This window comes from Halobacillus sp. ABA4_118 (genome assembly GCF_056160205.1).
Genome location: NZ_JBSWWS010000001.1, coordinates 2,907,613 through 2,921,086, shown reverse-complemented (window position 1 = coordinate 2,921,086; position 13,474 = coordinate 2,907,613). Strand labels below are relative to the sequence as shown.

Sequence of the window (13,474 nt, the reverse complement as noted above, 5' to 3'; positions counted from 1 at the left end):
TCTTTTTCACGTTCGTCAAGAAGGAATGGTATAGTTCGAGCTTGAATAATGTTAGAATAGGAAAGGTTAAGACCGAATCAATTAAATAGAAAGGAAGTTTCATATTTTATGAGTACCAACATGAAGCTTCAGAAGCTTACACCTGAGTTTGACCCGTGGGAAGCCTACATGGACGTGAAGGAACACGGGCATATGACGTTATCCAATATTGAATTTACGACGACGACGCTGTGCAATATGCGCTGCGAGCACTGTGCGGTCGGATATACCCTGCAGCAGAGGGACCCCGAAGCGCTGCCGATGGATTTGATCCGGAAGCGACTGGACGAGATTCCTCATCTGAGGACTTTGAGCATTACCGGCGGGGAGCCGATGATGTCGAAAAAATCCGTCGAAAACTATGTGCTGCCCCTGTTGAAATACGCTCATGAACGCGGCGTACGCACACAGATCAATTCCAACTTGACGCTTCCTTATGAGCGCTATATCCCGATCATCCCCTATCTTGATGTTTTACATATTTCGCATAACTGGGGAACGCTTGAAGAATTCATCCACACCGGATTCGCCCGCATGGAGCGCAAGCCTTCCGAGGAAAACCGGAAGAAATTCTTCGACCGGATGGTGGAGAACTCCCAGCGTCTCGCGGATGAAGGCGTGATGGTATCCGCGGAAACGATGCTGAACCGACGCACCTTCCCTTACCTGGAAGCGATCCACGATCATGTGAAGGAAATGAAGTGTGCAAGGCATGAAATCCATCCGATGTACCCGGTGGACTTCGCCAGTGCTCTTGAAACGCTGAGCCTTGAGGATATGCGTACAGGAATCAACCGTCTGCTTGATCACCGCGATGAAGATACGTGGATGCTGTTCGGCACCCTGCCTTATTATCCATGCAGCACCAATGATGAGGATCTGGACATGCTGAAGCGCCTGTACAGCGCGAAAAATGTGACGGTAAGGAACGACCCGGATGGGCGCTCCCGCTTGAATGTCAACATATTCAGCGGCGACATTATCGTCACCGACTTCGGGGACGAGCCTGGTCTTGGCAACATTCAGGACACTTCCCTGGAAGACGCATACCAACAGTGGATGCAGACCGACACGGCGAAAAGCCTCAACTGTCACTGCCCGGCGGTGGAATGCCTCGGTCCAAACGTTCTTGTGAAGAACTCGTATTACCAGGACGTCGATTTTCAGAAGCGGGAAGCGAAAATCACCCTGTAATCTCCAAGCAGTGCTCCTCTATTCAGGGGCACTGTTTTTTTACAACATCACCGACATGTAAAGGAGGTCTTGATATGCCGCTCCTACAGCATAATCAGACAACGATCCAATATACCGTCCATAAACAGCCGCAGCTGCAGTTCACGAAAATTTACCTGGATGATCTGAACGGGGTCCAGGTGACGGCGCCTGAGGAGAAATCGGATGAGAAAGTCCATGCGTTTGTAGAAAAGAAAGCCGACTGGATCATCAATCATTGGCAGAAAACGCACGAAGACCTCTACCTTGGACCTTTCTCATTGGAAGAAGGACAGAAAATCACCTATCTCGGCCGCTCCTATAAGCTGTTATTTGAGCAGACAGACTCAGAAAAGACGACCCTTTCATTCCAGCAGGGAAAGTTTAAATTCTGCACCTCCCCCGCTTCCAAAGATGAGCAGACTGCTCAATTGAATGAGCACATGACCGCCTGGCTCAAGGATAAAGCCGCTGAAAAATTCAAGGCACTGAGCACGCATACGGTCGAAGTCGAGGATGACCTTACCCGTCTTGGAAGCAGACAGGAGGAATCCATCACCATCAACTGGCGGCTGATCCAGCGGAAAAAAGCGGCTATCCAAAGCGTCATCGAAGATCTTTATACAGGAAAGACGTATTAAAAAATCCCCCGGACGCCATCAGGCAGCCGGGGGATTTTTATTAAATAAGCTTTGTTAAAGTCTGTGGTTGATATTTTAAACGATTACTAAATCGTTTCCGTCTGGTAGGGGTCCGGTCCGCTATTTACTCAGAGCATGGGATGGCAGGGAAAACCGTCCGCTTTCCGCGGGGAACGATGAGCCTCCTCGAACTTCGTTCTCCGGGGTCTCACCTTGTTCCTTTTTCCCGCAGGAGTCTACCTGTTTTCCCTGCCATCCCTTTCGTAGTGGTGTAACGGACTTCGGTTATATCCTTTCTAACTACCCTTCTTTGAAGAGGCGGCCTTGGGAATGGCGAGACTCCTGTGGGATGAAGGTGCATCGTGAGACCCCGGAAGGCGCAGCCTGAGGAGGCTCACGGTACCCCACGGAAAGGGAGTCATTCCCAAGGCCGCCTCATACAAATCCCATGACAGAAAGGGGTGATAGGAGCTCACATGTTAAATAACAACACCAAGCAATAACAGAGCCATTAAATAAACAACAGCAGGCTCAGGGCCATGACTGCCATTCCGGCGACAACGCCGTAAATAGATAAGTGCGGCTCCCCGTACCTTCTTGAGGCCGGAAGCAGTTCATCAAGAGATATAAATACCATAATGCCGGCAACTCCGGCGAAGAGGATTCCGAAAACCATATCATTCAAAAACGGCATAAGCACAAGATAGGCAAGAATGGCCCCGATCGGCTCGGATAACCCGCTTAAAAAGGACAGGTTGAACGCCTTTTTCTTATCCCCTGTGGCGAAATAAATCGGTACAGAGACCGCAATTCCCTCCGGGATGTTATGGATCGCAATAGCGGTGGCAATGGCAATGCCAAGTGCCGGGTCATTCAATGCCGCTGTGAAGGTGGCAATCCCTTCCGGAAAGTTGTGGATCGCAATGGCGAGGGCTGTGAACGTTCCCATCTTCAAAAGATCGCGGTCCTTCTGCTTGTCCTGTGTCATATCCTCGACCTTTTTCACTTCGTGAGGGTTGCCTGCTTTCGGGATCACTTTATCGATGAGAGCAATAAGCAGCATGCCTCCGAAAAAGGACACCACTGTAATCCACTGGCCCATTTCATTTCCGAGCGCACTTATGAGGGAGTCCTGGGCCTTGAAGAAAATTTCGATCATGGATACGTAAATCATCACTCCGGCCGAAAAACCGAGTGACAAAGATAAAAATCGTGTGTTTGTTGTTGATGTGAAAAATGCGAGTATGCTCCCTACTCCGGTAGCAAGCCCTGCAAACAGGGTGAGACCGAAAGCGAGCAGTAAGTTTTCCATGTGACCTCTCCTTACCTGCGAACATCTGTTACTGCCCATTGTAATGGATGTTTTTCCTCGGCACAACATTTTAAACCAAGACCTTTTTCTCCATATAAAAAAACACAGTCAAAGTCCCTGTGTTTTAAGGATAAAATGGAAACCAGACATCCACCCGGGCTGTAATCTCCATCATCCCCGGCTCGATCGGTACAGCACTCTCACTGAGCGCCTGTGTTTTGGCATAAGGCTGAAGAGGAGAGACGTCCGGACTTTTTTCCTCGACAATACGGACCGGCTGCTGGTCAAGCCTCACATTCATCGTATTCGCGATCGTCTGTGCTGTGGCAAGAGCCTGCCCGAGGGCGATTTGAAGGGCCTTTTGATAATAGTAATAAGACTGACTCACCGTAAACTCGATGTTCGTCACCCGGTTGGCACCACTTTGGACGGCAGCATCAATGACTGCGCCTGTCTGTTCAATATCATCTACGGTCACGGTCAACATATGGGAAACCTGATATCCTCGGAACACCTGTTTCCCATCCACATAATCGTACTGCGGAAACACGGAATAATCGGATGTTTGAATATTCGTCTCGTCCACACCTGCAGCCATCAGCTGATTTTTCACCATGCTGGTGACCGCTGCATTTTCATTCTGAACCGAGGTGAGATCGGTCCCTTCCGTCACAACACCGAGCTGAACAACGGCTGTATCCGGCTTCACTTTAACACTTCCTGATCCCTGGACTCGGATCTGCCTGTCAGATCCGTCCTGTCGGAATAATTGATACATCGGCCATTCCCCCCCCTTTACTAATTCATGTGCGGCTCACTATGAATATGCACGTTGGAAATTACATCCATAGAACCGTACTGTTCATTAAATGGACTGAATAACCATAAAAGGGGGTGTTTTCCATGACGAATTATCAATCCGAGGGCTTTACATATCCAGATGATTTTCTCCGTATCATCCATAAGGGTCTTTCGCCGTCTGCTCAAAAGAAGCGGGTGATCATTATCGGTGCCGGCATGGCCGGACTGTCGGCAGCTGGTTTATTAAAGGATGCCGGTCATAAGGTGACCATCCTTGAAGCTGACAGCCGTCTGGGCGGAAGAGTCTATACGGTCCGTGCCCCGTTCACGAATGGCAATTACCTCGATGTCGGAGCGATGCGGATACCGACCAATCATAAGCTTGTATATGCGTATGTCGACAAATTCGGACTGGAAACCAATCCTTTTCAAAACACGCGGAAAAATGACCTCTTGTTGATTAATGGAAAAAAAGTGTATCACCGCATTTATGAACAAAACCCTGCCATTCTTGATTTTCCTGTAGATTCGGAGGAGCAGGGCAAAACGGCCAAAGAACTGTTTCTGTCAGCCGTCCAGCCGTTTCTTGATGTTTATAACCACAGCAGTGATGCTGAAAAAGAACACCTCAGAGACCGCTATTCGGACCTTTCCATGAGTGAATATTTAAGGAACAACCCCTACGGCCCCTCCATGTCTTTAAATGCTGTGAGGAAAATCAAGGTCCTGCTTGGAATTGAAGGTTTCCCGGAATTCGCATTTCTGAACATCCTCACTGACATTACGTTTCCAATCTTCCAAGGGGATACGAAATTCAGGGAAATCAAAGGCGGGAATGACCGGCTGCCATGGGCCTTTTACCCGGAGCTCTCCTCCGCCATCTACTTCTGCGAACGGGCCGTTGCAATCAATCATTACAAAGATGGCGTACAGGTCGTGTCAAAGAATGAAAAAACCGGAGGCTATTCCACCTGGACCGGAGATTATGTCCTGACGACCATTCCTTTTACGACTTTCCAATGGATCGACGTCCGTCCGTATGACACGATTTCCATAAAAAAATGGGCGGCGATCCACGAAATCATCAATGTTCCAGCTGTAAAAATAGGCATAGAATTTTCATATAAATTCTGGGAGCAGTATCCGGTCGGGAACATCATCACCGATTATCCCTCCCGCTTCATTTACCAGCCCAGCCATGACGGTGGAAAACCTGGGCCGGGAATTCTGCTTGCCAGCTACACGTGGGGACAGAATGCGCTGTTATTCAACAGCCTCAGTAAAAAGCAGGCCGTAGAGGAAGTGATGAGCGACCTTGCCAAGGTATACGGACGGGTCGTCTATGATACGTATATGACCAGCATCGTCTACAACTGGAGCCGAAACCCATACTCTGCGGGCTGTTTCACCCTTTTCACTCCGGGTCAGAGCAGGGATTTGGAGGACATCATCCCTCTGCCGGAAGGCCGCATCCATTTCGCCGGCGAACACACCTCCTCCTACCACGGATGGATTGAAGGGGCTATTGAATCAGGCATCCGGGGCGCTGTAGAAATCCATAACCGATAAAAAAACCACCGCTCTTATCATGAGCGGTGGTTTCGTCATTCTTCTTCTTTGGATTCGTTACTGATTTCCTCGCCGGATCCCTGCATGATCTTCACCGACTGGTTTTCCTTCTGAATCGGATACACCACTTTATATTTCTTAACCTTGACTTCTCCATCCACGGTTTCTTCAGCAGTGATGAAGGCGGTCACGACAACCTGATCGTCCTTCGGATCAGCGACAAGGTTATCGACGGATACACTCAGCGTATTGTAATAGCCTGAACGGAACTCTTCAAACGACGTCTTCTCCTGCCAGCTTGAACTGATCAGGGAATAGGCCGTCACAAAGTCGCCTTGGTTGATGCTGTCATAAAAATACTGCACCATGTACGTCGCCTGTTCTGCATCTGTACCGGTAACCGGAGACTGCACCTGTTCATTCAGCTCAGGGAATTCAGGCAGCGATTCCATCGGCGTTTCGCTCCAGCGCTCCACCATCGGCAGCACATCCGCAATCGGGATACTGAAACCGATCGTTTCCTCATCCAGCTTGGCTGAATTGATTCCGACTACTTCGCCCGTGTTCCGGTCAAGCAGCGGACCACCGCTGTTCCCCGGGGAAATCGGCGCAGAAATCTGATACATGTTTTCGTAATGGAACGGCTCGATATCCAGCGTCCGGTCCACGCCGCTGATTTCACCGCGTGTCACCGTATTCTGCAGACCGAGTGGACTTCCAAGCGCCAGCACTTCGTCCAGCAGCTCGGCATAGCCCTCTGTCCGGATCGGGAGCGGATCGCGCCCCTCAAGGCCGGGTACACGGACAACCGCAACATCTGTATCGCGGCTCACCCCGATAACATCCCCCGGCATCTTTTTACTGTCCGTCGTAATAACAGAGACTTCTTCGGCGTTGGCGACGACGTGGGCATTCGTAATCACATCACCCTTGTCATTGTATAAAAACCCGGAGCCGATCGTGCCGTCCGGAAGTTCAATCTGGACGACAAGCTTTTGAGATTCATAGATAATGTCCTGTGTTTCTTTTGGCACTTCTGCGTTTTTCTCATCTTCTTCAGGAGGCTGATTGAGTACAGCCGACACCGCCAATTGTTCCGGCACCGTGTCCAGAATATAGAAAACGCCCGCCGTACCGCCTCCGACGATAAGTAAAGAGACGATCAGGCTGATCATCCAGGAGCGTTTCATTGCCGCATCCTCCTATTCTACTAACCATTCCAGCTCTGTCATTTCCACCATGTATTCCCCTTCTTCCAGGTTGTAGTACATTTTCTCAAACTTGCCTGTACTGCCTGGATTTAAGTAGTTGGGGTACACCTTGGCGGATTCTGACCGGACGACTTCTCCGTCCTGTGTTTTGATGTCATATTTCACACTGATTGTGCTGATCACCTGGGTGGCCAGACTTTTCAATTCGCCACTGATTTTATAATCACCGAATTCATCTTTTTCCATTTGGATATCCACTACTTCCAAGGCTTCGGTTTCATTACGAAGCTCATCCTTGGCGGCCTGCTGCATCGCACTTTCCAAACGTTCCTGAGCGGCCTGTTCAAACGCCTGCTTCTCCTGCTGCACCCGTTCTTTCAGCTGGATCAGCTTTTCATCGTTCGAGACGTACTGAAGACCTTCATCAATCAGAGCGATGGCTTCAGTGTATCGTTTGTTCTCAGCCGCTGCCTCTGCCGTTTTCGTGGAACGGTTGACGATTTTTTCATAAATCTTTTCCCGGACCTTGGCTGCTTCTTCCAAATTCAAATCCGAAAGGGTATTCAGTTTGGCAGCCAGCTCATCCACATCTGTAATTTTGGAAAGTTCCTCGTTCACTTCCTGTAGAGTGAATCTGGAATCCATCTCATTCACTGTTGGTACAAGTGTCTGATAGATCCGCCCGTTTTCCTGTCTTAAGGCTGTTTGGACTTCAGACAGCTGGTCATCCGCTTTTGAAAGGCTGCCTTCTTCGAGCAGCTTGGACACTTCTTCCAGTTCCTTTTCCATACGGAGCACACTTTGTACGTGGGTCAACTCCTCCTGCAGCGCCTCTGCATCCGGACGTTCCTGGATGGCACGCGTAAGCAGCTTCTCTGCTTCCCGGTAATCTCCGGCAAGGGCTGCTTCCTCTGCTTCCGTCTTCCACGAGGCTGCATCTTCATTTATCCCTGTTTCCTGGTCATAGACAAAATAAAGGGCCGCCCCCACCACAACAAGGACTATCGCAGGTGTAAGAATGGGCAGCCACGATCGTTTCTTCTCAGCATCAGCCGGGGATTCTTCTGATAAGGATGCTCCACACTGGGAACAGTAACGCGATCCCTCGGCGTTTTCATGGTTACATTGAGGACATGTGATCATGGTCTGGTCCTCCTTTTTTCACAGCTTTCTTGTGATCCAGAATCGTACATAATCCTCAACTATTATAGCATGACCATTGATAGATTCGTAAACGTCTATCGTCCCTTTTTTCGTTTTTTTCACGAATGCTCCCTGCGTCCCGGTCCCGTCTTCCAAAAGAAAACCCGCGTCCGTCGAATGTCATGGAACTGTAATCAATCTGTAGGTATTTTGTATTTGTTTATCTACAGACACACCTGTTATACTGCTCTCAGATCTAATGCGAAAGAGGTGGATGACATGATGAAATTTTTCCTATCCTTTGCTGTCATGCTTACCCTGTTTTCCGGAATCGACCATATTTCAAGTGCTGAGGAAACCGATAAGACGGCCCAGCCTGTTGATAAAAAAGCAACCATCCTCGATGAAAAAGAAGACCAGCACAACCGCTTTGAAGATAAAGAAGAAAAAGAAGCCTCCTTTGCTTCGCAAAACAAAAAGGATGATGTGAAACGGACGGTAGCCGTTGAAGCGACAGCCTATACCGCTTTCTGTGAAGGCTGCAGTGGAACGACCTACACCGGCATCGATCTTCGCGCCAATCCTGACAAGAAAGTCATTGCTGTCGATCCTTCCGTCATCCCGCTCGGCTCGACCGTCCGGGTTCCCGGCTACGGAACAGCCACAGCCGGAGACATCGGGGGAGATATCGAAGGTCACCGGATCGACTTATTTATGGCAGAGGAAAGAGATGCCTTTGATTACGGGCGACGTCAGATCGAAGTGGAAATTCTGGAATAATCCTTTTAAATAGACACCGATTGTGAGAAACTCCCTTTTAGATAACGAAGGGAGTTTTTTTATGCCTGTACTCATTCAACAGGAACAGCCGTCTGACGTAACGTCCGTCGGAAAACTTATTCAACGTGCATTTGCGCTGGAAGAGCACAGCGATCATACCGAGCACCTGCTGGTCGAAAGACTGCGCACCTCTGAAGCTTTTATTCCTGAACTGGCCTTAACAGCCGTTGATGACGGTGAAATCATCGGTTATCTCCTGCTCACCAAAATCACGATTGGAGATAACGTATCCCTCGCCCTTGCACCGGCAGCCGTGGACCCGGAGAGGCAGCGCGAGGGAATCGGTTCATCGCTCATTCAACACGGCCTGAAAAAAGCCGGAGCGCTCGGCTTTTCTTCTGTCATCGTCCTCGGCCACCCGGATTACTATCCGAAGTTCGGTTTCCAACCCGCCTCCCACTGGGGTATTGAAGCGCCATTTGAAGTACCGGGAGAGTCGTTCATGGCTCTTGAACTGCAGCCCGGCGTCCTGAAAGACATCAACGGCACTGTCCATTATTCCCAGCCTTTTCTGGAAACATGAAAAAGACCGGATGAACATCATCCGGTCTTTTTATCATACTTCTCAATCGTTCCCCATAATTTAGAAAGGTGGGCGTCAATCTCTGCTGAAACGTGTGCGTCGGGCACAGCGGTCAAGATAGAAGCTTTCCACTCCGCTTGTGTGAAGCGCTACGCCATCCTCAAGGAACCACCATGTGCCACGGTCCAGCTGTTTGACAATAAATTCGGAGGTTTCTTTTTCGTCCATTTCCTCACTCAATTCAAGATCGTGGGTGACGACCCTCTTGCTGTCCAACAGGAAAATTACGTGCCATTCCTTCTTCTTCGGCATTGCATTCATTCCTTCCTATGTAGGCTTATTAATGTACCCATACCCGGCTTTTTTGTCTGCTAATCGTAGAATTCCCTTTCCTGCATGAAAATTATGCAGATCAAGCAAAAAAAGCCACGCGTAACGCGCCGCTTTTCATTATATTTTATGTAGGGGGAGGTGCGCCTGATGTACGCCAAGAAGTTCTTCGGTTTGAGTTGATACAAACAAAGAAAAACCAGCGAGTGACATATGAGCGAACGACAGGTATAAGACATCCCTCCAATAATTGTATTCAACCTTCCTGTCCACACTTTGAGTGTACCACTTGTATCTGCCATATAGTGTTAAATCTCCGTAAAGAATGATCTGTGTTCTCTTTGTACAACCATTGTATGCAAACTGGTTTACAAATAGAAGACTGGTCGGTTAGAATGTTTAAAGCTCATTAAACAAATCGGAATTAGGAGGAATAGCACATGCAGCAACAAGCAGTTCATCAGACGGCGTCCAGCCGGTCTACGATTCCTGCCCAGCTTGATCCGGTCCAAAAGCCGTTCATGTGGGCTGGCATCATCGCTTCCCTGCTTTTATTCATAACAATTATCAGCATGACCAATGTTACGCAGGGGGTTCTGTTTATCATCGGACTCGCCTTCGGTCTCGTGCTGCTTCACGCACGATTCGGCTTTACATCAGCCTTCCGGCGGCTGCTTTCTGTCGGTAACGTCCAGGGACTGCAGTCACACATGCTGATGCTCGCTGTCGCAACGACAGGCTTTGCCATCATTTTAGGTACAGGCTTCAGCTTCACCGGAACCACTCCGCAAGGGTACGTTTTCCCTGTCGGCGTGAGTGTTGTATTCGGTTCCTTCATCTTCGGTATCGGGATGCAGCTGGGTTCCGGCTGTGCATCTGGTACTCTTTACACGGTCGGTGGTGGAAAGTCTTCCATGGTTCTGACTCTGCTCGGCTTTATCGCAGGGTCTGTCCTCGGTGCCTATCACATCGGATTCTGGCGGGAAACTCCGGCCCTTCCTGCGATTTCTCTTGCTGAATCCACAGGACTCGGCTACTTCGGAGGGTGGATTCTCCAGCTTCTCATCTTCCTCGGCATTTACGGTGTAACGGTGAAGTTCGCCAGGAAAAAGAACCCGCCGCGGATGGAACCATTGAAAACGACCACCGGGCTTAAACGTCTATGGCGTGGCGCGTGGCCGCTTCTCGCCGCCGCTGTCGCCCTCGGTGTATTGAACGCCATCACCCTTGCTGTCCGCGGAAACCCGTGGGGCATTACATCTGCGTTTGCACTTTGGGGATCCCAGTTCATCCAGATGTTCGGTGTCGATGTGGCGAGCTGGCAGTATTGGTCTGAGAACCCAGCGCCCCTTAATCAGACGGTGCTTGCAGACTCTACAAGTGTCATGAACTTCGGCATCATCCTTGGTGCCTTTATCGCTGCCAGTGCGCAGGGGAACTTCAAGCCGGGTAAAATCAAACCGGGGATCGGTTTCGCTTCCATCATCGGCGGAATCCTCATGGGATACGGCGCCCGCCTGGCCTTCGGCTGTAACATAGGTGCGTATTTCGGCGGTATTGCCTCCTTCAGCCTGCACGGCTGGGTGTGGATGATTATGGCGCTGATCGGAACGTATCTCGCCCTCTTCCTGCGGCCATTGTTCGGATTGAAAAACCCGAACCCGAAAGATTCGATCTGCTGATCGATTATCCAGCATGCCTTTGTTCAGGCGTGCTGGATATTTTTATATGGCTGCGTCAGAGGTAAAAAATCGATATATCCGCGGTTTGACTGATATGCTGCGGATGTGACCGATATATCCACAAAAAGACCGATATCAGCGCCGTTTCGGCTGATATAACCGAAAAAAGACCGATATCCCGCAGTCTGGCAAAGGACAGGAACGCTCGTTCAGGTTTCTTTTTCCGGAAAATGTGGTATGATAAAAGCAGATAAAGGATACACATAAGAAAAGGGACCACAGCTGGCACTGTGATCCCCTCTACGGATAGCTGGCCTGCCAAAGGGCGCAGCCTACATGAAAAATAGACTCACCCGCATTCACGTCAGAATAGGGAGTCTATTTTTTTATGCGTAAAATCGCTACAATCAAACCAAGCAAAGACACGATCAGGGAACTGAACGCGATCATCACCATCAGCGATTCATACATACTCAGAGGCATCACCCCCTCCATCTTTGAGACATGGGGATCAGCCGACACCCTATTCAACTGGCAGGAACCACTATCCTTTCTAAATTATAGCATGGCCTGCTGCCCGAATGTGACAGGCTTTTCTACCTAAAAAAAGAGCAGGCGCAGTGCCTGCTCTTTCACTTATAACACTTTAGCTACGAATTTACGGCTGCGCGGGCCGTCAAACTCACAGAAGTACAGTCCCTGCCACGTGCCGAGTACAAGGTGGCCGTCTTCTACAATCAACGTCTGTGCATGACCGACGGTGCTCGTTTTCATATGCGCAGCTGTGTTGCCTTCTGCATGTTTATCTTCGGCCTGATCCCACGGGTACACTTCGCGGAAACGGCGGAGCATATCGGTTTTCACATCAGGATCGGCATTTTCATTTACCGTGAGCCCGGCGGTCGTGTGCATGGAAGAGACGATGACGACGCCGTCCTTCACACCTTCTTCACGGATCCAGTCCTGCACCTGGCTGGTCACATCAATCATTTGGTCATGATGATCCGTGCGTACATGAAACGTCTTCAACATCGGTTACCCTCCAATTTCGGAAGCAGCATAAGCTTCCAGTTTTTCATACGTTTCGTTTTCCTTATCAAAAAACGTTTGTCCTGTTACCCCGAAGCGGCTGTTTTCAAGATCAACATCAGCCACAGCTTCGTATACATTCGTTCCATTCCCGCGCAGCTGGATAGAGAAACGTCCGTCGTTCTTTTCAACAACACAGTTGACGAGACCACCTTTATTAATGACGACAATCGGTGTATCAAGATCGTTCGGACCCAGGATGGTGGATACGAGCGACGAGGCGGACATGGCTGTACCGCAGGCATTCGTCAGTCCTACGCCTCGTTCATACGTGCGGACGAAGATTTTATTTTTCTCCAGCACCTGGACAAAGCTGACGTTCACCCCTTTCGGAAAAACCTCAGGCAGTTCGTTGGCGCGGCGGCCGATTCGTTCAAGCTCAACCTGATCCACGTTATCCATCAGGCTGACGATATGGGGATTCGGCACACTGAGGGCAGTGAATGTCCGCTTATCAGAAAGTTCAGGGATAGCACTGTCCACCGCCTGCTCTCCATCATGAATCATAGGAAGGGAAGCAGGGGCAAACGATACCGGCTCGATCTGAACCGAAAACGTATCGATATCCGGGAAAATTTCAGCGACCTGGCTTACAGGCAGGACCGCTTCCTGCGTTTCGATCGCAATCGATGTATGTCCGAGCTTTTCGATCATATGGCGGGCTACACAACGGAGACCGTTGCCGCACATTTCCGCTTCCGATCCGTCGGAGTTGAACATCCGCATCCGGCCTTCCGCTTTCTCACTCGGCATGACAAATAAAATGCCATCGGAGCCGATGCCATTCGTTCGATCACATAACAAAAGCGACAGCTCTCTTCTTTCTTCCTCGGTAAATGTAAAGTCATGCTCGATTTCATCGATGAGGATGAAATCGTTCCCTGACCCGTGGCATTTGATGTATGGCAGCTTCATAATCCTCTCCCTTTCACGTTCTTTTTTCTCCCTATCTTAGCATATTTCATTCGGAAATGAAGCGTGAGCGTTTGAATTTTGTAAAAAGTCCGAGGTGAACGTAAGAAAGAAGACAGGGGCGCTGATCCCCTGTCTTCCTGCTGTTCAACCACCCATCCTTCACGATT

14 protein-coding genes are annotated in these 13,474 nt (G+C 49.6%); 6 read left to right on the top strand and 8 right to left on the bottom strand.

Annotated elements, in window-relative coordinates; translation table 11 throughout:
• The first annotated feature begins 108 nt into the window (after positions 1–108).
• Positions 109–1,233, top strand: coding sequence for a radical SAM/CxCxxxxC motif protein YfkAB (gene yfkAB, locus ACXAGL_RS14765; protein WP_474968100.1), 1,125 nt, complete (start codon positions 109–111; stop codon positions 1,231–1,233).
• Positions 1,234–1,307: 74 nt separating this feature from the next.
• Positions 1,308–1,892, top strand: a complete 585-nt coding sequence (locus tag ACXAGL_RS14760) for a YgjP-like metallopeptidase domain-containing protein (RefSeq protein WP_474991574.1) — start codon at positions 1,308–1,310, stop codon at positions 1,890–1,892.
• A 511-nt stretch (positions 1,893–2,403) separates the two neighbouring features.
• Here the strand turns inward: ACXAGL_RS14760 and zupT are convergent.
• Both zupT and ACXAGL_RS14750 read right to left on the bottom strand, forming a co-directional pair.
• Positions 2,404–3,204, bottom strand: coding sequence for a zinc transporter ZupT (zupT, locus tag ACXAGL_RS14755; RefSeq protein ID WP_474968098.1), 801 nt, complete (start codon positions 3,202–3,204; stop codon positions 2,404–2,406).
• A 124-nt stretch (positions 3,205–3,328) separates the two neighbouring features.
• Positions 3,329–3,982: an SIMPL domain-containing protein gene (locus ACXAGL_RS14750; RefSeq protein WP_474991573.1), complete on the bottom strand. Its 654-nt coding sequence runs from the start codon at positions 3,980–3,982 to the stop codon at positions 3,329–3,331.
• A gap of 125 nt (positions 3,983–4,107) precedes the next feature.
• Between ACXAGL_RS14750 and ACXAGL_RS14745 the strand changes: the two genes are divergently transcribed.
• Positions 4,108–5,574, top strand: a complete 1,467-nt coding sequence (locus ACXAGL_RS14745; RefSeq protein ID WP_474968095.1) for a flavin monoamine oxidase family protein — start codon at positions 4,108–4,110, stop codon at positions 5,572–5,574.
• Between the two features lie 35 nt (positions 5,575–5,609).
• Here ACXAGL_RS14745 and ACXAGL_RS14740 read toward each other — a convergent pair whose 3' ends face one another.
• Both ACXAGL_RS14740 and ACXAGL_RS14735 read right to left on the bottom strand, forming a co-directional pair.
• Positions 5,610–6,764 (bottom strand): S1C family serine protease, encoded by a 1,155-nt coding sequence (locus ACXAGL_RS14740; RefSeq protein WP_474991571.1) that lies wholly within the window; start codon positions 6,762–6,764, stop codon positions 5,610–5,612.
• Between the two features lie 12 nt (positions 6,765–6,776).
• Positions 6,777–7,928 carry a zinc ribbon domain-containing protein gene (locus ACXAGL_RS14735; protein WP_474968093.1) on the bottom strand — a complete coding sequence of 384 codons (1,152 nt, stop codon included), beginning with the start codon at positions 7,926–7,928 and terminating at the stop codon, positions 6,777–6,779.
• A 279-nt stretch (positions 7,929–8,207) separates the two neighbouring features.
• On the opposite strand from ACXAGL_RS14735, the gene ACXAGL_RS14730 reads away from it, so the two are divergent.
• Positions 8,208–8,708 (top strand): 3D domain-containing protein, encoded by a 501-nt coding sequence (locus ACXAGL_RS14730; protein WP_474968092.1) that lies wholly within the window; start codon positions 8,208–8,210, stop codon positions 8,706–8,708.
• A gap of 61 nt (positions 8,709–8,769) precedes the next feature.
• Positions 8,770–9,291, top strand: a complete 522-nt coding sequence (locus ACXAGL_RS14725; RefSeq protein WP_474968091.1) for a GNAT family N-acetyltransferase — start codon at positions 8,770–8,772, stop codon at positions 9,289–9,291.
• A gap of 75 nt (positions 9,292–9,366) precedes the next feature.
• Here the strand turns inward: ACXAGL_RS14725 and ACXAGL_RS14720 are convergent, their stop codons facing one another.
• The gene (locus ACXAGL_RS14720; RefSeq protein ID WP_027953760.1) at positions 9,367–9,603 is read right to left on the bottom strand and encodes a hypothetical protein; all 237 of its coding nucleotides are present in this window, start codon (positions 9,601–9,603) and stop codon (positions 9,367–9,369) included.
• Between the two features lie 458 nt (positions 9,604–10,061).
• Here ACXAGL_RS14720 and ACXAGL_RS14715 point away from each other — a divergent pair, with 458 nt between their 5' ends.
• Positions 10,062–11,303, top strand: coding sequence for a YeeE/YedE family protein (locus ACXAGL_RS14715; RefSeq protein WP_474968090.1), 1,242 nt, complete (start codon positions 10,062–10,064; stop codon positions 11,301–11,303).
• A gap of 378 nt (positions 11,304–11,681) precedes the next feature.
• Here the strand turns inward: ACXAGL_RS14715 and ACXAGL_RS14710 are convergent, their stop codons facing one another.
• From ACXAGL_RS14710 to dapF, 3 genes are all read right to left on the bottom strand, one after another.
• Complete coding sequence (locus tag ACXAGL_RS14710) at positions 11,682–11,774, bottom strand: putative holin-like toxin (RefSeq protein WP_422875628.1); 93 nt, start codon at positions 11,772–11,774, stop codon at positions 11,682–11,684.
• A 165-nt stretch (positions 11,775–11,939) separates the two neighbouring features.
• Positions 11,940–12,335: a secondary thiamine-phosphate synthase enzyme YjbQ gene (locus ACXAGL_RS14705; RefSeq protein ID WP_474968089.1), complete on the bottom strand. Its 396-nt coding sequence runs from the start codon at positions 12,333–12,335 to the stop codon at positions 11,940–11,942.
• A 3-nt stretch (positions 12,336–12,338) separates the two neighbouring features.
• Complete coding sequence (gene dapF, locus ACXAGL_RS14700; protein WP_474971710.1) at positions 12,339–13,307, bottom strand: diaminopimelate epimerase; 969 nt, start codon at positions 13,305–13,307, stop codon at positions 12,339–12,341.
• Positions 13,308–13,474 lie beyond the last annotated feature (167 nt).

What these genes read in the sequence shown, in the direction of transcription:
- ACXAGL_RS14710 (WP_422875628.1), bottom strand. Translation starts at nt 11,774, where the DNA reads ATGTATGAATCGCTGATGGTGATGATCGCGTTCAGTTCCCTGATCGTG.
- zupT (WP_474968098.1), bottom strand. Translation starts at nt 3,204, where the DNA reads ATGGAAAACTTACTGCTCGCTTTCGGTCTCACCCTGTTTGCAGGGCTT.
- yfkAB (WP_474968100.1), top strand. Translation starts at nt 109, where the DNA reads ATGAGTACCAACATGAAGCTTCAGAAGCTTACACCTGAGTTTGACCCG.
- ACXAGL_RS14715 (WP_474968090.1), top strand. Translation starts at nt 10,062, where the DNA reads ATGCAGCAACAAGCAGTTCATCAGACGGCGTCCAGCCGGTCTACGATT.
- ACXAGL_RS14705 (WP_474968089.1), bottom strand. Translation starts at nt 12,335, where the DNA reads ATGTTGAAGACGTTTCATGTACGCACGGATCATCATGACCAAATGATT.
- ACXAGL_RS14720 (WP_027953760.1), bottom strand. Translation starts at nt 9,603, where the DNA reads ATGCCGAAGAAGAAGGAATGGCACGTAATTTTCCTGTTGGACAGCAAG.
- ACXAGL_RS14745 (WP_474968095.1), top strand. Translation starts at nt 4,108, where the DNA reads ATGACGAATTATCAATCCGAGGGCTTTACATATCCAGATGATTTTCTC.
- ACXAGL_RS14750 (WP_474991573.1), bottom strand. Translation starts at nt 3,982, where the DNA reads ATGTATCAATTATTCCGACAGGACGGATCTGACAGGCAGATCCGAGTC.
- ACXAGL_RS14760 (WP_474991574.1), top strand. Translation starts at nt 1,308, where the DNA reads ATGCCGCTCCTACAGCATAATCAGACAACGATCCAATATACCGTCCAT.
- dapF (WP_474971710.1), bottom strand. Translation starts at nt 13,307, where the DNA reads ATGAAGCTGCCATACATCAAATGCCACGGGTCAGGGAACGATTTCATC.
- ACXAGL_RS14735 (WP_474968093.1), bottom strand. Translation starts at nt 7,928, where the DNA reads ATGATCACATGTCCTCAATGTAACCATGAAAACGCCGAGGGATCGCGT.
- ACXAGL_RS14725 (WP_474968091.1), top strand. Translation starts at nt 8,770, where the DNA reads ATGCCTGTACTCATTCAACAGGAACAGCCGTCTGACGTAACGTCCGTC.
- ACXAGL_RS14730 (WP_474968092.1), top strand. Translation starts at nt 8,208, where the DNA reads ATGATGAAATTTTTCCTATCCTTTGCTGTCATGCTTACCCTGTTTTCC.
- ACXAGL_RS14740 (WP_474991571.1), bottom strand. Translation starts at nt 6,764, where the DNA reads ATGAAACGCTCCTGGATGATCAGCCTGATCGTCTCTTTACTTATCGTC.